This window comes from Pseudomonas sp. NY15435 (genome assembly GCF_048068295.1).
In the GTDB taxonomy this organism is placed as follows: domain Bacteria; phylum Pseudomonadota; class Gammaproteobacteria; order Pseudomonadales; family Pseudomonadaceae; genus Pseudomonas.
Genome location: NZ_JBLUQA010000014.1, coordinates 94,150 through 112,499, shown reverse-complemented (window position 1 = coordinate 112,499; position 18,350 = coordinate 94,150). Strand labels below are relative to the sequence as shown.

At 65.0% G+C, this 18,350-nt stretch carries 17 protein-coding genes; 11 read left to right on the top strand and 6 right to left on the bottom strand.

Annotation, left to right across the window (positions count from 1 at the left end; genetic code table 11):
• Positions 1-12: 12 nt before the first annotated feature.
• Positions 13-1,647, bottom strand: a complete 1,635-nt coding sequence (gene mqo, locus ACNFH5_RS26540; RefSeq protein WP_416751251.1) for a malate dehydrogenase (quinone) — start codon at positions 1,645-1,647, stop codon at positions 13-15.
• A gap of 682 nt (positions 1,648-2,329) precedes the next feature.
• On the opposite strand from mqo, the gene ACNFH5_RS26535 reads away from it, so the two are divergent.
• The 8 genes from ACNFH5_RS26535 (at position 2,330) to ACNFH5_RS26500 (ending at position 10,713) form a co-directional block, all read left to right on the top strand.
• Positions 2,330-2,995, top strand: coding sequence for a GntR family transcriptional regulator (locus ACNFH5_RS26535; RefSeq protein ID WP_416751249.1), 666 nt, complete (start codon positions 2,330-2,332; stop codon positions 2,993-2,995).
• A 158-nt stretch (positions 2,996-3,153) separates the two neighbouring features.
• The gene (locus ACNFH5_RS26530) at positions 3,154-3,960 is read left to right on the top strand and encodes an ABC transporter substrate-binding protein (protein WP_416751247.1); all 807 of its coding nucleotides are present in this window, start codon (positions 3,154-3,156) and stop codon (positions 3,958-3,960) included.
• Positions 3,961-3,971: 11 nt separating this feature from the next.
• Complete coding sequence (locus ACNFH5_RS26525; protein WP_401034282.1) at positions 3,972-4,739, top strand: amino acid ABC transporter permease; 768 nt, start codon at positions 3,972-3,974, stop codon at positions 4,737-4,739.
• Between the two features lies 1 nt (position 4,740).
• On the top strand, positions 4,741-5,520 hold the full coding sequence (locus tag ACNFH5_RS26520) for an amino acid ABC transporter ATP-binding protein (RefSeq protein WP_370601450.1): 780 nt from the start codon (positions 4,741-4,743) through the stop codon (positions 5,518-5,520).
• Positions 5,521-5,535: 15 nt separating this feature from the next.
• On the top strand, positions 5,536-6,630 hold the full coding sequence (locus ACNFH5_RS26515; protein ID WP_416751244.1) for a polyamine ABC transporter substrate-binding protein: 1,095 nt from the start codon (positions 5,536-5,538) through the stop codon (positions 6,628-6,630).
• 17 nt (positions 6,631-6,647) lie between these two features.
• Entirely contained in the window at positions 6,648-8,264 is a 1,617-nt protein-coding gene (locus ACNFH5_RS26510; protein WP_416751242.1) for a gamma-glutamyltransferase family protein, read from the top strand.
• A gap of 10 nt (positions 8,265-8,274) precedes the next feature.
• Positions 8,275-9,216 (top strand): aldo/keto reductase, encoded by a 942-nt coding sequence (locus ACNFH5_RS26505; protein WP_416751240.1) that lies wholly within the window; start codon positions 8,275-8,277, stop codon positions 9,214-9,216.
• Positions 9,217-9,525: 309 nt separating this feature from the next.
• Positions 9,526-10,713, top strand: coding sequence for an MFS transporter (locus ACNFH5_RS26500; RefSeq protein WP_416751238.1), 1,188 nt, complete (start codon positions 9,526-9,528; stop codon positions 10,711-10,713).
• Positions 10,714-10,919: 206 nt separating this feature from the next.
• Here the strand turns inward: ACNFH5_RS26500 and ACNFH5_RS26495 are convergent, their stop codons facing one another.
• Positions 10,920-11,693: an ABC transporter ATP-binding protein gene (locus ACNFH5_RS26495; protein WP_416751237.1), complete on the bottom strand. Its 774-nt coding sequence runs from the start codon at positions 11,691-11,693 to the stop codon at positions 10,920-10,922.
• Between the two features lie 119 nt (positions 11,694-11,812).
• Between ACNFH5_RS26495 and ACNFH5_RS26490 the strand changes: the two genes are divergently transcribed.
• From ACNFH5_RS26490 to ACNFH5_RS26480, 3 genes are all read left to right on the top strand, one after another.
• Positions 11,813-12,154 carry a hypothetical protein gene (locus ACNFH5_RS26490; protein WP_416751235.1) on the top strand — a complete coding sequence of 114 codons (342 nt, stop codon included), beginning with the start codon at positions 11,813-11,815 and terminating at the stop codon, positions 12,152-12,154.
• A gap of 461 nt (positions 12,155-12,615) precedes the next feature.
• Entirely contained in the window at positions 12,616-13,062 is a 447-nt protein-coding gene (locus tag ACNFH5_RS26485) for a hypothetical protein (RefSeq protein WP_416751233.1), read from the top strand.
• A 165-nt stretch (positions 13,063-13,227) separates the two neighbouring features.
• Positions 13,228-13,407, top strand: coding sequence for a hypothetical protein (locus ACNFH5_RS26480; RefSeq protein WP_024762799.1), 180 nt, complete (start codon positions 13,228-13,230; stop codon positions 13,405-13,407).
• A 120-nt stretch (positions 13,408-13,527) separates the two neighbouring features.
• Here the strand turns inward: ACNFH5_RS26480 and ACNFH5_RS26475 are convergent, their stop codons facing one another.
• The 4 genes from ACNFH5_RS26475 to ACNFH5_RS26460 form a co-directional block, all read right to left on the bottom strand.
• Positions 13,528-14,637, bottom strand: a complete 1,110-nt coding sequence (locus ACNFH5_RS26475) for a M14 family metallopeptidase (RefSeq protein WP_416751230.1) — start codon at positions 14,635-14,637, stop codon at positions 13,528-13,530.
• A gap of 64 nt (positions 14,638-14,701) precedes the next feature.
• Entirely contained in the window at positions 14,702-15,976 is a 1,275-nt protein-coding gene (locus tag ACNFH5_RS26470; protein ID WP_416751228.1) for an MFS transporter, read from the bottom strand.
• Complete coding sequence (locus tag ACNFH5_RS26465) at positions 15,973-17,166, bottom strand: M20 aminoacylase family protein (RefSeq protein ID WP_416751226.1); 1,194 nt, start codon at positions 17,164-17,166, stop codon at positions 15,973-15,975. Before ACNFH5_RS26465 ends, ACNFH5_RS26470 begins: the two co-directional genes overlap by 4 nt.
• Before the next feature lie 120 nt (positions 17,167-17,286).
• The gene (locus ACNFH5_RS26460) at positions 17,287-18,192 is read right to left on the bottom strand and encodes a LysR substrate-binding domain-containing protein (RefSeq protein WP_416751224.1); all 906 of its coding nucleotides are present in this window, start codon (positions 18,190-18,192) and stop codon (positions 17,287-17,289) included.
• Between the last annotated feature and the right edge of the window lie 158 nt (positions 18,193-18,350).

Here is an 18,350-nt window from a genome sequence, read left to right as displayed (position 1 = left end):
CCCCTGGGTCGGTTACAGCGCCATGTCACTGGCGGCTTTTACTGGCGCCGGGGCAGCGTCGGTTGGCTGGGCGGCCGGGGCCTGGTCGATGGCGGGCGGCGGGTCCAGTTGCAGGACCTTGGCGGTGTAGCTCCACTCGGCGTAGGTCTTCTCCGGGCTGTCGTTGAGCTTGGTGCCGTAGCTCGGGACAATCTGGTGGACCTTGGCCTGCCACTCGGGGGTGGCGAGCTTGTCCTTGAACACCTTCTCCAGCACGTTGAGCATGATCGGCGCCGCAGTGGAAGCGCCCGGCGAAGCGCCCAGCAGACCGGCAATGCTGCCGTCGGCGGAAGCGACGATCTCGGTGCCGAGCTTCAGCACGCCGCCCTTGTCTGCGTCACGCTTGATGATCTGCACACGCTGGCCGGCCTGCCACAAGCGCCAGTCTTCGGCTTTCGCCTCGGGGAAGTATTCGCGCAGTGCGGCGAGACGATCATCGTCGGACAGCATCAGCTGGCCGGCGAGGTACTCAACCAGCGGGTACTCGTCGATGCCCACGCGAGTCATCGGCCAGACGTTGTGAACGTTGGTGCTGCCCAGCAGGTCGAGGTACGAGCCTTCCTTGAGGAACTTGGTGGAGAAGGTGGCGAACGGCCCGAAGAGGATCACGCGCTTGCCATCGAGCACGCGGGTGTCCAGGTGCGGCACGGACATCGGCGGCGCGCCGACCGAGGCCTTGCCATAGGCCTTGGCAAGATGCTGCTGGGCAATGGTCGGATTCTCGGTGACGAGGAAGGAACCGCCCACCGGGAAACCGGCGTAGTCCTTGGCTTCCTCGATGCCGGATTTCTGCAGCAGGCGCAGTGCGCCGCCGCCAGCGCCGATGAAGACGAACTTGGCGTCGGTCTCGGTAACGGTGCCGTCTTTCAGGTTCTTGTACTCGACGCGCCAGGTGCCATCACTGTTACGGGTGATGTTCTCGACTTCGCTGGAGAGCTTCAGGCTGAAGTTGGGCTTGGTCTGCAGGTAGCCGGCGAACTGGCGGGTGATCTCGCCGAAGTTCACGTCGGTGCCGATCGGCGTCCAGGTGGCGGCGATCTTCTGCGACGGGTCGCGGCCCTGCATCATCAGCGGCACCCATTTGGCGATCTGCGCCGGGTCTTCGGAGTACTGCATGCCGCGGAACAGCGGGCTGGCCTGCAGCGCCTCGTAGCGCTTCTTGAGGAAGGCGATGTTGTCGTCACCCCAGACGAAGCTCATGTGCGGGGTGGAATTGATGAACGAGCGCGGGTTCTTCAGCACGCCGTTCTGCACCTGCCAGGCCCAGAACTGACGGGAGATCTGGAACGACTCGTTGATCTCCACCGCCTTGGCGATGGTGACGTTGCCGTCCTTGTCCTCGGGGGTGTAGTTCAGCTCGGCCAGGGCGGAATGGCCGGTGCCGGCGTTGTTCCAGCCGTTGGAGCTTTCCTGGGCGACGCCGTCCAGGCGCTCGACCATCTCCATCGACCAGCCCGGCTCCAGCTCGTTGAGCCAGACGCCCAGGGTGGTGCTCATGATGCCGCCGCCGATCAGCAGCACGTCGACTTTCTTGGTATCCGCGAACGCGGGCGCGCAATTCACTGCCAGAGCGAGGCCCAGCAGCGCCCCGCTAACTTTCTTGATCATCGAAAGGTTTCTCGTCGTTAGGGCTTGGCCTTCCCCATCGACGTCATACAGCGTGAAGGCCGAACCCGGCGCGCAAAGTGCGCACGATGGGCAAGGCGACAGTTGACGAGGATGAGTCGGGACTCAGTTCCCTCCTCCGCCGGCTCTGAGGCCTGCTTGATGGAATGAGGGACGTCCTGCGCAGAGAGACACGCAAAGCCTTCGGCTTTGGCTTTTGTTGTGGGAGGGATGCATGGTCTGCTGAAACGTTTGGGCATTCTATAGAAAGCCGCGGTCATTCACCAAGCGTCCTGGTCAACTATCGACCAGCCGGTTTGTGTGTAGGTGTGTTCTCCAGTGAACGCGGAGCGCGGCCCGAAGCAGTAGGAGCGAGCTTGCTCGCGAACCAACCTCAGCGGCGGTATCGCCGGGTAATCCTTCGCGAGCAAGCTCGCTCCTACAAAATGCGGCCCCCTTGCTGCACCACCCCTGCACCACAACGTTACCGAAGCGCACCGCAAACACGCACGAATTGCCCTATCCGTTACCGTTTCGCCCCTTCCCATTCCATCGTTCCCACTCCGCCGTCCTACACCTACCGCTCTACCCCGCCCAATTCCAATCACTTCGCCATCATTGGCACGGCATCTGCTTATTTGCATGCATGGATAATTGGATCCAAAAATCCACGAGGAAACTCCCCATGCGCCTGGTGCCCACTGCCCGCCCACCGATGAGTGCCGAAGACGAGGCCTATGACTACCTCCTCCAGGCCATCTGCACCGGCCGCTACAAGACCGGCGACCGCCTGGTGGCCGAGGACATCGCCAGCGAGATCGGCATGAGCCGGATGCCCGTGCGCGGCGCCTTCAAGCGCCTTGACGCCGAGGGCCTGGTGACCCTGCGCCCCAATCGCGGCGCCATCGTCAGCGGCCTGAACATCGATGAGATGCGCGAAGTCTTCGAGATGCGCAGCGCCCTCGAAGGCCTGGCCATCCGCCTCGCCGTGCCGCAGCTGACCGACCGCGACCTCTCGCGCCTGGAACGCATGCTCGACGAAATGGACGACTACCGCGACGACAGCGCCGGGTGGGTCAGCCGCCACCGCGCCTTCCACGAATACCTCTGCAGCCTTTCCGGACGTCCGCGCCTGCAACGGCAGATCACCGCCCTGTATTCGGTGATCGAGCCGCATATGCGCCTGTGGCTGCAGCACGTCGACAAGCCCATGAGCGCCCGCGAAGAACACGCGGTGATCCTCGACGCGCTGCGCTCCGGCGATGCCCGCGAAGCCGAGCGGGTGATCTGCGACCACATCGAAGGGACCATCCCGTCCCTCGCGAAATTCCTGGAGGCGCAAGCCACCTGACAGCGCCATCCACCCACGCGCAATCCACCCAAAGCGCCATCCACCCAAAGCAAATTCACGAAGTCGATCCACGAAGAAGCGAATCGAAGCAACGGGCGCCTAGACCCGTACTTCTGTGTCCCTGAACTGCCCCTGGCAACCCCACCCCGGAGAGCAACATGTTCGAACGCAGGATCCCGCAGTGCCTTCTCGCCCTTTGCCTGGCCGCCCCACTGGCGCACGCCGATGTGAAGATTCCCGACCGCTTGCAGAACGCCAGCAAGGTCACCTTCTGCGGCGGCATGGACTCTCCGCCCATGGGCTTCTATGACGCCAACCAGAAGCTGACCGGTGTCACCATCGACCTGGGCGAAGCCATCGCCAAGCGTCTGGGCGACAAGAAGATCGACTGGCGCATCACGCCCTTCTCCGGGCTGATCCCGGCGCTGCTCGCCGGCCAGTGCGACATGCTGGTGGACCAGTTGTTCGACAAGCCCGAACGGCGCGAAGTGATCGACATGGTCAACTACATGTACTCCAGCCAGGCAGTGGTCGTCGGCAAGGGCAACCCCGAGGGCATCCGCACCCTGGACGATCTCTCCGGCAAGAAGGTTGCGGTGCTCAACGGCTCGACCATCCGCACCCTGCTCGAAGCACACAACGAGAAGCTGGCCAAGGCCGGCAAGCCGCCGATGAAGGTGGTGGTCTACAACACCGACACCGACGCCTTCCAGTCCCTGCGCATCCGCCAGACCGACGCCTACGGCACCACCGTGGAAACCGCCGGCTACTACCAGAGCACCGCGCCGGACCTGTTCGAGATCGGCGTGCCGGCCTTCGCGCGCATCCTCACCGGCCTTGGCATCCGCAAGGACGACAAGCAACTGAGCGAGGCGGTGACGCAGATCATCAAGGACATGCAGGCCGACGGCAGCTACGCCGCGCTCCTGGCCAAGTGGCACATCGAAGGCGACAAACTGGACTGAGGTAACGAGACATGAACTTCAGTTGGGACGTGTTCTGGCAGTACCTGCTGCGGCCGAGCGATATCTACCTCTACGGTCTGTGGCTGACCTGCGTGATCGCCGTCAGCGCCATGCTCCTGGGCTGCGTGCTCGGGCTGCTGGCAGCGCTGATGCGCCTGTCGACCAACCCGCTATTGCAATACCCGGTGCGCTTCTACGTGTGGCTTATGCGCGGCACGCCGCTGCTGGTGCAGATCGTCTTCCTCTACACCGCACTGGCCGCCGGCGGCATCTTCCGCTTCGAGGACCTGGACCTGGGGCTGTTCATCCTGCCCGGCAACATCCAGGCGGCGATCATCGCCCTGGGCCTCAACGAAGGCGCCTACATGGCCGAGATCATCCGCGCCGGCATCGGCGCGGTGGACAAGGGCCAGTACGAGGCCGGGAAATCCCTCGGCATGACCTTCCCCAAGCTGATGCGGCGCATCGTGTTGCCGCAGGCGTTCCGGGTGATCGTTCCGCCGCTGGGGAACGAGTTCAACGTGATGCTGAAGAACACCACCCTGGTCAGCGTGATCGGCGTGCAGGAACTGCTGCTGAGCACCCAGATGGTCACCTCGGCGACCTTCCGCGTGTTCGAGCTGTACCTGGTCGTGGCGATCTACTTCCTCGCCCTGACCACCCTGTGGGGCTTCTTCCAGCGCTGGCTGGAAGTGCGCTTCGGCAAATCCGATGGCCAGGCCGCCGCACCGAACCGCATGTTCGGCCGCCAGGCGATGAAACTGCTGAGGGGGCGTTGAGATGATCCCGGACATGAAAGACGTGGTGATCCAGGCCCGCGACGTGCACAAGGCCTTCGGCGAGCTGGAAATCCTCAAGGGGGTTTCCCTGGAGGTGCGCCGTGGCGAAGTAGTGGTACTGATCGGCGCCTCCGGCTCGGGCAAGACCACCTTCATCCGCTGCATGAACCACCTGGAAGACATCCAGGGCGGCAGCATCCGCGTCAACGGCGAGCTGATGGGCTACCGCGAGCGCCCGGACGGCAAGCTGGTGCGCGACTCGGAAAGCAACATCGCCCGCCGCCGCCGCGACATCGGCATGGTGTTCCAGCGCTTCAACCTGTTCCCGCACATGACCGTGCTGGAAAACATCATCGAAGCGCCGACCCAGGTGCTCGGCGTGTCCAAGAGCGAAGCGCTGGAGCAGGCGCGCCGGTTGCTCGCCCGCGTGCGCCTGTCGGACAAGGCCGAGCACTACCCCGGCCAGCTTTCCGGCGGCCAGCAGCAGCGCGTGGCCATCGCCCGCGCCCTGGCGATGAAGCCGCAGGCCATGCTCTTCGACGAACCCACCAGCGCCCTTGACCCGGAAACCGTCGGCGAAGTGCTGCAGGTGATGAAGGAGCTGGCCGACGAAGGCATGACCATGGTGGTGGTCACCCACGAGATGGGCTTCGCCCGCGAAGTGGCCGACCGCGTGGTGGTCCTGCACCAGGGCGAACTCATCGAAGAAGGCCCACCCGCGCAGGTCTTCGGCAATCCGCACCACCCGCGTACGCGGGAATTCCTCAGTCGCGTTCTCTAAAGATAAGGACAGGTCATGCGTAAACGCGTTCTATTCGCCAGCACCCTCACCCTCCTCGCCTGCGCCACCGCCGCCCAGGCCGACGACAAGCTGGTGCGCTTCTACAACTGGTCCGACTACATGGGCCCGGACACCCTGAAGAACTTCGAGAAGGACACCGGCATCAAGGTCCAGTACGACGTCTTCGACACCAATGAGATGCTTGAGGCCAAGCTGCTCTCGGGGCACTCGGGCTATGACCTGGTGGTGCCGTCGAGCCAGTTCCTCACCAAGCAGATCAACGCCGGCGTCTACCAGAAACTTGACCGCGCCCAACTGCCCAACTGGAAGCACCTCGACCCGCGCCTGATGAAGCGTCTGGAAGCCGCCGACCCGGGCAACCAGTACGCCGTGCCCTACATGTGGGGCACCGTGGGCATCGGCTACAACTACGACAAGGTCAAGGCCGCTCTGGGTGATAGCGCCCCGCTGGATTCCTGGGACCTGATCTTCAAGCCCGAGAACCTCGCCAAGTTGCATGGCTGCGGCGTGGCCTTCCTCGACGCACCGGTGAAGATCATCCCGCAGGCGCTGCACTACCTGGGCCTTGACCCGAACAGCACCAACCCCGAGGACTACACCAAGGCTTCCGCGCTGCTGCAGAAGCTGCGCCCGTCGATCACCTACTTCAACTCCTCCAAGTACACCACCGACCTCGCCAACGGCGACATCTGTGTAGCGGTCGGCTACTCGGGCGACGTAATGCAGGCGCAGACCCGCGCCCAGGAAGCCGGCAAGAAGATCGACGTGCGCTACGTGATCCCCAAGGAAGGCGCCAACCTCTGGTTCGACATGCTCGCCATCCCGCGCGACTCGAAGAACCCCAAGGGTGCCCACGCGCTGGTGAACTACCTGCTGCGCCCGGAAGTGATCGCCCCGGTCAGCGACTACGTCGGCTACGCCAACCCCAACTCCGACGCCACGCCGCTGCTCGACCCGAAAGTCCGTGACAACCCCGGCATCTACCCCAGCGACGCGGTGATCGAGAAGCTCTACGTCTCCGCCGACCTGCCGCCGAAAATCCAGCGCGTGATCACCCGCGAATGGACCCGTATCAAGACTGACCGCTGAACCGAAGAGAGTTTTCCATGCTGAGCTTCTCTGCCCACGAGTACCCCTACGCCTCCCAGCGCCAGAGCGTGTTCGCCCGCAACGGCATGGTCGCCGCCTCGCAGCCCCTGGCTGCCGAGGCTGGCATCGCCATGCTGCGTGCCGGCGGCAACGCCATCGACGCCGCCATCGCCACTGCCGCGGCGCTGACGGTGGTCGAACCCACCGGTTGCGCCATCGGCGGCGACGCCTTCGCTCTGGTCTGGGTCAAGGACCAGCTGCACGGCCTCGACGCCAGCGGCCACGCGCCGGCCTCCATTTCCATCGACAAGGTGAAAGCCGCCGGGCACGACAAGATGCCCGTGCACGGCTGGCTGCCGGTCACCGTACCGGGCATTCCCTCGGCCTGGGCCGAGCTGTCCGCCCGCTTCGGCAAGCTGCCCTTCGCCGATCTGCTGCAACCGGCCATCGCCCTCGCCCGCGATGGATTCCCGGTGTCCCCGGTGGTCGCCCACCAGTGGGAAATCGCCCGCCGCGAATACCAGGAAAGCCGCGCCGCCGTGCCGGCGCTGGAAGCCTGGTTCGACACCTTTACCGTCAACGGCGAAGCGCCGCGCGCCGGCCAGCTGTTCCGCAACCCGGCCCAGGCGAAAACCCTCGCCGAACTGGCCGAAACGAAGTGCGAAAGCTTCTACCGTGGCGCCATCGCCGAGCGCTTGGCCGAGCACTCCGCCGCCACCGGCGGTGAGCTGAGCGCGGCGGACCTGGCCGGCTACAAGCCCAAGTGGGTCGAGCCGATCAAGACCAATTACCGTGGCTATGACGTCTGGGAAATCCCCCCCGCCGGCCAGGGCCTGATCGCCCTGATGACCCTGAACATCCTGCAAGGCTATGACTTCGACCAGCGCGACAGCCAGCTCACCTGGCACCGCCAGCTCGAAGCGATGAAGAAGGCCTACGCCGACGGCCTGCACTACATCACCGACACCGAGCACATGCGCGTCAGCACCGCCGCGCTGCTCTCCGACGACTACGCCGCGCGTCGCCGCGCCGAGATCGGCGAACACGCCGCCGAGCCCAAGCATGGCGACCCGCTCTCCAGCGGCACCGTGTACATCGCCACCGCTGACGGCGAAGGCAACATGGTCTCCTTCATCCAGAGCGCGTACCACGGCTTCGGCTCCGGCGTAGTGCTGCCCGACAGCGGCATCGGCCTGCAGAACCGTGGCTCGGAGTTCAGCCTCGACCCGGCGCATTCCAACGCCCTGGCGCCGGGCAAGAAGACCTTCCACACCATCATCCCCGGCTTCCTCAGCAAGGACGGCGTGGCCGTCGGACCGTTCGGCGTGATGGGCGGCTACATGCAGCCCCAGGGCCACGTGCAGATGGTGATGAACCTGGTGGACTTCGGCCTCAACCCGCAAGCCGCACTGGATGCCCCGCGCTGGCAGTGGCTGGGCGGGATGAAGGTGGGCATCGAGCAGACGGCCTCGCGCGACCTGGCCTTCGCCCTCGCCCGCCGCGGCCACCAGGTGGAGGTGACCTGCGACCTGACCGACTATGGACGCGGCCAGATCATCGTCCGCGACCCGGAGACCGGCGTGCTCTGCGGCGGTACCGAGCCGCGCGCGGATTCGCATATCGCGGTGTGCTGAGGAGAAAGCCATGCATGCTCGTGACCTGAACCTCTCGCCACTGATACTGGGCGGCAACGTGTTCGGCTGGACGGCGGACGAAGCGATGTCGCGACGGCTGCTGGACGCGGCGTTTGACGCAGGGCTGAGCAGTATCGACACCGCCGATATGTATTCGGTCTGGGTACCGGGTCACGAGGGCGGCGAGTCGGAGGCCATCATCGGCCGCTGGCTCGCCAGCCAACCGGGGCGCCGCACCGAGGTGACGCTGTGTACCAAGGTCGGTGCCGAACTCTCGGCACAACGACGCGGGCTGTCGCGCCGCTGGATCCTGGAGAGCGTCGAGGATTCGCTGCGACGCTTGAACACCGACTACATCGACCTGTACTTCAGCCATTATCCCGATGACAGCACGCCCCACGAAGAAACCCTGCGCACTTACGAAGACTTGATCGCCTCTGGGAAGGTGCGCGCCATCGGTGCGTCCAATTTCAGCCGACAACAACTGGAGGCGGCCGAAGCCACTTCTCGCAGCAACGGCCTCCCCGCGTACTCCGCGCTGCAGGTCCAGTACAACCTCTACGACCGCGCCGGCCATGAAGGGGCAACTGCCGCCTTTGCCGACGAACATGATCAACTGGTGGTGACCTACTTCAGCCTCGCCTCAGGCTTTCTCAGTGGAAAGTACCGCAATCCCGGCGACCTCACTGGCAGTGCTCGTGGCGAAGACTTGGCAGGCTACTTCGATGCTCGCGGGTTGAAGATTCTCGCGACGCTGGATCAGGTCGCCGAAGAATGCCAGTCGTCGCCGGCCGAGGTCGCCCTCGCGTGGCTCCGCCAGCAGCCAGGCATCACCGCCCCCATCGCCAGCGCTACCAGTGAACGCCAGTTAGCCAGCCTGGTGCGAGCGACCCAGCTATGCCTTTCCGCCACCCAGCTGGCAAACCTCGACCTTGCCAGCCAGGCGACCTGACGAACCTCCACCAGCCCTCCTTCGAGGGGGCTAGTGAGCAGAGCTCGGCAGCCGCGCCTGCTGCACGATGCCAGCGAGGAAAACCACCGCGCCTGTACCGACTGGCAGCGCCAGAGGCCGCAGCACGCGCACGGGATCGCCGACGAGCCCTCAAGCAGCGGGCCGTGCTGAGTACCTTCGGATTGCTCTCGGCGCTGCTCGGCGATCGGGTTTTCGACATACTGTCGTGAATTTCCCTTGGTGTTCCGCTGCTGCTGATCGTCTTTGTAGGGATGAGAATGCCTCGTCGTCCCAAGGAGCCCCGCTGAAATGACCGCCATGCCACCCCAGGCGCCGACCCTGAATCTGCGCCCGCTGATGTTCGAAACCTTCGTCTGCACGGTGGCGGTGATGTCCTTCGTGGCGCTGATCGGCCCGGTCGCGCGCACCCTGGGCCTGGCGCCCTGGCAAGCGGGCATGACGGTGACCATGGGCGGCATTGCCTGGATGCTCATGGCACGCGTCTGGGGCATCGCCAGTGACCGACTCGGCCGCCGGCGCGTGCTGCTCAGCGGCCTGGCTGGCTTCGCGGTGACCTACGCTCTGCTCTGCGCCTTCATGGCACTGGCGCTGAACACCTCCATGGCGGCACTCCCGGCGTTCATTGGTATCGTCGCTTTACGCGGGCTGGCCGGCGGCTTCTACGCCGCCGTCCCGGCGTGCTCTGCGGCGCTGGTGGCGGACCACGTGAGCGCGGACAAGCGCGCCTCGGCCATGGCCGGACTGGGTGCCGCCAGCGCCGTGGGCATGGTGGTCGGGCCGAGCTTCGCCGGCCTGCTGGCCATGCTCGGTCTGGCACTGCCGCTGCTGCTCACCTGCCTGCTGCCACTGCTGGCATTGGCCGTGCTGTGGAAGTGGCTGCCGCAGCATGAGCGCGCCCACCAGCGCAAGGGGCCGGCGCTGGCGATCAGCGACAAGCGCCTGCGCCGCTCGCTGACCCTGGGCTTCATCGCCATGGTCTGCGTGACGGTGGCGCAGATGACCGTCGGCTTTTTCGCCCTCGACCGCCTGCAACTGCCGCCCGCCGATGCCGCTCGCGTCGCCGGCATCGCGCTCACGTCCGTGGGCGTGGCGCTGATCTGTGCGCAGATGCTGGTACGCAAGCTGAACTGGGTGCCGCTGCGCCTGATTGGTGTGGGCGGCTGCGTCTCCGCGCTGGGCTTCGCCACGGTGTGCTTCGCCGTGGCACCGTGGATGCTCTATGCCTCCTGCTTTGTCGCTGCCGCCGGCATGGGCTGGGTCTTCCCTGCCGTCTCGGCGCTCAACGCCAACGCAGTGGAAGCAGACGAGCAAGGCGCCGCTGCGGGCAGCCTGGTGGCGGTGCATGGGCTGGGCATGATCAGTGGCCCGCTGCTGGGTACCTTGCTGCACCAGGTGGATAGCCGCGCACCCTACGTATTGGTCGCTGCGCTGTTGCTGTTCGGTGTCGCCTGGACCGTGCTGCCGCGCAAGGGTTGATCGCGCCCTGGTCCAGTGGGCTGACGCCCTACAGCAACCGCGCGGCGAGCCAATGGTGAAACGCTCTGCAAGAAGCTGGACGTATCCAGTGGGAGGAGCGCGTCCGCGCGATTTGCTGGAGCCGCCTCAAAGGCCGTGCCGCCCGGATCGCAGTCCGTGATCAAGGCGGCATGACGTGCAGTCTCGGCGCCGCGTGAAGCTGCTGATCACGCGTGCCAGCAGCGATACCAGCCATCCTGCTCGGTCACTTTCAACGGCGCCTGGTAAAGCGCAGACAGATGCTCGCTGGTGAGGATCTCGGCCTTTGGCCCATCAGCCACCGCCTTGCCGTTGGCGATCAGCACCACGCGCTCGATCTCCGGGATGATCTCGTCGAGGTGGTGGGTGGTGATGATCATCGCGTGCTCCGGGCCACAGAAGCGCCGCAGCAGGGTGAGCATCTGCAGGCTGGCGCCCATGTCCAGGCCGTTGGCCGGCTCGTCGAGGATCAGTGCGCGGGGCTCGTGGATCAACGCACGGGCCAGCAGCAGGCGGCGCTTCTGGCCGGTGGATAGACGCTGGAACATGCGCTCGGCATAGTCCTCCATCTCCACTGCGGCGAGCATCTCGCGGGACTTTTCGACCTGCTCCGGCGTGGGTTGCAGGTGACCATGGCTACCGATGGCGCCGAAGAAGCCGGAGATCACCACGTCCAGCGCCTGGGTGAACGGTGTGTAGTCTTCCTGAAGGTCCTGGGAGACGAAGCCGATACGGCTGCGCAGGTCCCACAAGGTAACGTTCTGCAGGCCGAACAGGTTCAGCGAGCTGTCAGGGCGATCCACCGGGTAGAGTTCACGGCTGATCAGTTTGAGCAGCGTGCTCTTGCCGGCGCCGTTGGGGCCGAGGATGGCGACCTTCTCGCCTTCGCCGATGTGCAGGGAGAAACCATCCAGCACGCGGGTCTGCTGCTGGTAGGCGGTGACGTTGTTGAAGTCGATCATGGGCTTTTCGTATCGGGACTGAGGGCAGCCGCTGACAGTAGGCTCCTTGGGCGAGCGACTCAAGCCTTCATCGAATCGCAACTACGCTTTCCACATTTCCCGCCAGCGAGTTCAGCGCGATGAGCGAACAGGACCCTCCCAGCCTCGATGACGACATCTGCGTCCACATCTTCTCCGTTTCCGCCACCATGGTCGGCGTGTGCCTGACGGTAATCGGCATCATCCGGGTCATCCTCACCCTGCGCCGGGAAGACCTGATTATCGATGACATGGTGGCAGTCAACATGATGTTCTACCTGGTCTCGGCGTTCACTTCCTACTGGAGCCTGCGTACTCACCGCACCCTGCGTGGTCAGCGGATGATGCGGGTGGCTGACACGGTATTCCTGATCGCCCTGGCGTTTACCGCCGTCAATGCTGGATTCATCACCTGGGCAATGACCTCCACACCCGCCACCTGATCCACTGGACTGCACCTTCACTCGCATAAATGGTCCTGACAGTAGAGAGCCGCGTTTCACTGGAATGCCCTTTCCTGCCACCCGACTTCGGCGGCGACGCCGCGCTGCTGATGGAGGACTTCTCCTTCTGACCCAGGGTTGCCGCCTGTCCGAAGTCTCGGCGGGCGACCTCGATCCGTAACGCCAGCTTTACACCCGCCTGCAATCCTGCAACCCAAGGCCGCAGCAGGCCGCGCCGCCTTAAACTGCACGCTTGGCTATTGCGGACGGTCGCCGTTATGCACGAATGCTCGTTGACAGTCCTCCTGCGCTTCAGTGAGATGGCCTTTCGTTCAGGCAAATGGCATTGCCGACTGACTGTGTGTGCGTTGTCTCCGCAATGCCGCGATGACGAAACTTCGGCGATCCCGACGGTCGCTTCCGGACGTTTCATGGTTTCATCGACACAGGAGATGCCGGCGATGTTGAACCAGGCACCCCGCGATACCCAGGACGTTGAATTCGACGAGCAATTCTTCCTCGCCTTCGAGATCCAGGTCCTGCAGAAAGCCCTGCCGGCTTTCGAAGAGGCCTCGCGCTTTGCCCGCGACCGAGGCCTGCGCTGCAGCGTGGAACTGATCACCAACGCTGACGGCCACCCCGAACTCAGCCTTAGCGCCACCCAGCGCAGCGACCTGCCGGACAGTTGCTATCGCCTGATCGCCGACCCGGCCTCCCAGGGCATAGTCCACGAAGAGTTCACCGCGGTGAACCGCCGCACGCGCCGCCAGGGCGCGCGCCTGGCGACGCTGACCTCGCGCTCGCTGGAGCTGCAGTTGGAGGCATTCTTCATGCACGCCTTCGGCATGCGCCTGGACTACAACGTCCTGCGCCTGGACTACTCTTACGAGCATGTTTCTGGGCTCTAGGATTGTTCCGACGTCGCCGGTCGTCGGTTCGGCCGGTGGCGGAACGAGCGTTCCGTCGGACAGTTCCTGCAAAGGATGATTTATGGCAACGATGAACGCGTCGAAGTCGCTATTATTCGCGCCCTGTGCGCCACCTCGTGCGTGTTTCCTCGTTGTCGCTTCGCCATGAATGAATTCCTCGTGCATTTTCAGGACGGTCACTGCCTGGGCAAGACCGTGCTGCGCTCGTTTTCCCGTCAGATGACCCTCTCCGAGGCGCGCGTGCGCCTGCAGGCCTGCTACCCGCTGCGCGTTCCGCACCTGCTGAACATCCTGCACCTGACGCCGATGCTGCCCGGCCGCTGATCCGCCCCATCCGTACAGTTTTCCTGCGCCACTGTGCCTGCAACCGGGCATCGAGCGTGGCTGGAGTCGTTCGTCCCGGCAGCGTCACCGAGCCAGCCGCTCGCCTGACAGCGAACGCTGTTACCCGGACGCGCGAACCAGCGCCGGCTGAGCCTCGCCCAGCCCTGCGAGGGCTTGCCGCGCTGCCTCGCCGGCCTGCTCCAGCACCTGGCGCTTCCAGCCGTCCTCGTCCACATAGAAGGCATCGCGCAATTGGCGCTGGATGCGCAGGGCCTTGCCCGCCGGAACCCCAGGGTTGTTGGCCAGCCACTGGTCCGCGCGCAGCGCCTTGAGCACCTTGAGGCCCGGCAGCGTGCCGTACTCCAGGGCAATCGCGGTGAGCTCGGCCTGCGGACACTCACTGGCGGCAGACAGGACCATCTGCCCCTGCAATTGCACCGATACCGATCCGCCTTCCTTCGCCGAAGTCACCTCCGCACCCCACCAGCGGCGCGTGCGCAGCAGGGTCTGCGGGTCATCGTCACCCACGTAGATGCGCTCGCCGTGGCCCTTCGCCCCCAGGCCGGTGTGCACGTCGATCCAGCCCAGCCGTGCGCAGTCGCGGGCGTGCTGGCGGAGTACCTGGCGCACGGTCTGGTTGCTCCAGGTCGGCTGCGCACCGATGTAGAACAGGCCCCTGGGATGGCTGTCCTGGCCCCTGGAAATGGCCGACTGCAATTGCTTGCGGCCATGACGCATGGCGTAGCGCAGCAGGCGCAGATGGCTGGTGAAGGAAGGCCAGCGCCCCGGAATCAGGATAGGGTCCAGTGCGGCGTAGGCCTGGTTACGCTGGCGCGGCTGGGAGAAGTCGATGAAGTTGCGGTTGAGATCGACGTTCTCGTGGGTCCAGCGTCGCCACCAGGAAAAGCCGTACGGGTTCGCTGCATGCAGGTAGAGCACCGCGCAATCGGCCCTGGCACACAGCTCCAGCCAGTCGGGATCGTTGAGCAGCGCAACTTGCACTGCCGAACCACAGAAGCCTTCCACACCATGGCAGCCGCTGCTGATGATCAGCAGGTTCCGCGCATCGCGCGGGCCACTGCGCGCCACGTCCAGCGCCAGCGGCTCGCCATCGCGGCCAGTCAGCGGGTGACGGTGGGATTCGACGACCAGGCCGGCGGACAGGCACGCGGCGAGGAACTTGCCACGCGCTTCGGCGTAGCTTTGGGAAAAGCAGGCAGACGGTTTCATCACCACTCCGGATGATTGGATTCGAGTCAGAAAAACGGGCCCGACGCGCGGGCCCTTTGGAGATTCAAGCGTGGCCGACAGCGCCCGGCAGCGACGCTTCGCCGTGCTCACCCAGCAGGGACTGGCGGGTACGCTCGGGAGCAATGATCCGACAGCCGAGGATGGCGCCGACCACGGTGAGCGCACCGAACAGGCCAAGCGCTGTTTCGAAGCCGTGAGCGATGTCGCCGCCGCGCAACTCGACCAGTTGGCCGACGATCCAGGGCGCGAGCATACCGGCGCTGGTCATGCCGCCAATGTGAATGGCCAGCATCGAGCCACGCTGCGCGCTCGGGGCGATATAGGCGACCAGGGTGTTGCAGAAGGTCGGCAGGACGTTCACCAGGATGGCGCCGAGGGCGTAGAGCACCAGGATCGCCAGACGATCGCCGTGCAGCAGGGTCAGCGCGCAGAAGGCGACTCCGGCGACCGCCGCGAAGAGCATCGGCGGCAGCACCATCGCGCGCTGCACCGAGCTGCCGCGCTTCATCGCCCGCTGCGAGAGCGTCGAGAGCAACAGGTTGGCGAGGATCACCCCGACCGTCACCACCATCACCGTATAGCCCGACTGCATGGGCGTCATGCCCTGGCCCTTCTGCAGGTAGACCGGCACCCAGCTGTACACCAGCGCGGTGGGCAGGTAGCTGAGGAAGCCCATCAGGGTGATCCAGATGAAGCTGCGGTTGAGCAACAAGCGGCTGTACGGCAGGCGCAAAGACGAGCCTGGCCCCTCCTCCTCGGTCTGCTGTCCTTCACGGCCGAAGATGAGCCAGACAACCAGCCAGACCAGGCCGAGCAGCGCCAGCAGGAAGTACGCGGTACGCCAACCGAAGTGCTGGATCGCCAGCGGCAGGCTCAGTGCGCCCAGCACGGCGCCGAGCATGATCGACACCTGGATCAGCGCCGAGGGCAGCACGCGCTCCTTCGGGCCGAACCATTTGAAGCAGGCGTGCTGGGTCACCGCCGTGCCCGGCCCGGTGCCGGCGCCCAGCAACAGGCGCCCGGCGACCAGCGCGGCAAAGCCGCTGGACAGCGCCACCAGCAGTTGCGAGGCCATCCACACCACCGACATGCCGGCGAGAATCCAGCGTGTCGGGAAGCGGTTGGCGAGGAACCCCACCAGCACGCCGGAGATCGAATAGAGGAAGAAGAACGCGCTGCCGATGAAGCCAAACTCGGTTGGCGAAAGCTTCAGCTCGTCGATGATCTGCGCGCCGGCGAAGGCGAAGATGGTCTTGTCCAGCACGCTGATGACCATCACCAACATCAGCAGGATGAGTACCCCATTACGTCGGGTCATGCTCTGGCTCCCGTGCCCAGGAAGGTTTCCACCAGTCGCACCCAGAGGGCCGCGCCGAAGGGGATGGCTGCGTCGTTGAAGTCGTATCCGGGGTTGTGGACCATGCAGCCGCTGGGGCCGCTGTTGCCATTGCCCAGGGCGATGTAGCAGCCGGGGCGACGTTCCAGCATCCAGGCGAAATCCTCGCTGCCGAGGAAGCCTGAAGGGATCTCGGACAGCAGGCGCTGCGGACCGACCAGTTCGGTCAGCACCTGGCGTACGAGACGGGTTTCTTCCGGCGTGTTGACCAGTACCGGCACCAGCTCCTCGTATTCGTACTGCAACTCCATGCCATGCACGGCGGCAACGCCACGGGTGATCTCGCCGATGCGCCGCTTGAGCAGCTCGCGCACTTCCGGCTTGGTAGCACGCACGCTCAGACGCAGGTCGGCATGGTCGGGAATCACGTTGGCTGCCTCTCCAGCCTTGAGCATGCCCACGGTCACCACGCCCACTTCGGTGGACGGCACATTGCGCGCAACGATGCTTTGCAGCGCCAGCACCAGTTCGGCGGCAGCGACGATGGGGTCTTTGGTCAGGTGCGGCATGGCGCCGTGGCCGCCGACGCCGGTCAGGCGAATCGCTACGCGGTCCGAGGATGCCGTCAACGCGCCTTCGCGGGTCAGGAAGCAGCCCACCGGCAAGCCCGGCGCGTTGTGCAGTGCGTACACCGCATCGCAGGGGAAGCGCTCGAACAGGCCGTCGTCCATCATCGCCACGGCGCCGCCCAGGGTTTCCTCGGCGGGCTGGAAGATCAGGTTGAGCGTGCCGTCGAAGTTGCTCTGCCCGGCCAGGTCGCGAGCGGCGCAGAGCAGGATGGCGGTATGGCCGTCGTGCCCGCAAGCGTGCATGCGGCCGGCGTGCTGGCTGGCGTAGGGCACGCCGCTGGCTTCATCGATAGGGAGCGCATCCATGTCGGCGCGGATGCCGATGCTGCGCGCGCTATTGCCTTTGCGAAGCACGCCGACAACGCCGGTGCCGCCGACGCCCTGATGAACGTCATAGCCCCATTCGCGCAGGTAACCGGCGACGATAGCGCTGGTGCGCGCTTCCTCGAAGCCCAGTTCAGGGTGCTGATGAAGGTCCCGGCGAATGCGGGAGAAGTCCTCGGCGCTAGCCTCAAGCCTTTCTATCGTGGGGTGCTGACTCATGCCGCATCCTGCTCATTGTTCTGATGTGGCCGGCAGGATGCCGCACGCGCGCGATGCTGAATAATGACCTTCACGCATGCTTATCAAGGCTGGTTATCGACGCCTGCTCTCGAGCCAGGATCAGTCGGCCTTGCGCAGGTGCGGCCCCTTGAAGGCGTAGACCAGTTCATCCACCAGGGTCTGCGCCTCGCGGGTCATCAGCTCCGGCGGACGGCAGACCAGGGAAATATCAGTGCCGGGTACGGTCTCGGCGATGTCCAGCGCTTCCAGGGTACTGGACACGATCGGCAGATCGAACACCCGCCGCGACCAGAAGCTCACCGCGTCGGTATTGGCCGCCAGCTCCGCATAGAGCACCACCGAGGCGCACTCGATGACGCGTTCGGGATGGCGCACCTGGTACTGCTCGAACATCTGCCCGGCGAGTGATACATCCAGCGAATCGGGCACCAGCCATTCCTCGTCGAGCAGTTCGTGCAGCGAGCGCGCATGGCGCAATGGATGTCCCTTGCGCACTGCCAGCGTGGTGGGCTGGGCGTAGAGCTCCTGCCAGTGAAAACCGTCGACGTTGCGCGAGGACGGCTGCGACGTAAGCACCAGGTCCAGCTGACCTTCACGCAGGCCTTCAAGCAGCTTGGCTGGGCGCAGTTCGCTGATCTGCAGTTGCACCTTGGGGTAGCGCTTGCGGTAACGCAGCAGGCAGGCGGCGAACTGCTGGCTGGGCGTTACCGGTGACACGCCGATGGCCACACGGCCATCCATGGCGCCCTTGAGCGTCTCGATTTCGTCCCGCGCACGGCGCACCTCCTCCACCACCAGCCGGGCGCGGCGCACCAGGCGTTCGCCATACTCGGTGGCAGTGATGCCACGGTTGGAACGCACCAGCAGCGGCACGCCCAACTCGGCCTCCAGCTCCTTGATGCTCTTGGACAGTGCGGGCTGGGAAATATGCAGCAGGCGCGAGGCTTCCTGGATGCTGCCGCTCTCGCAGATGGCGACGATGGCGCGGAGTTGATGCAACTTCATGGTTTGGACGACGGCTCAGGGGGCGGTAACGAGTCCGAACATAAAGCAAAATCGAGGCCGGCGTGAGTAACGGTTGGTAAACGGCAGCGGACTGCCCGGTCGAGTGCGCATGAGATTGCAGGAGCGAGCTTGCTCGCGAACGGAGTCAATCGGAGCGC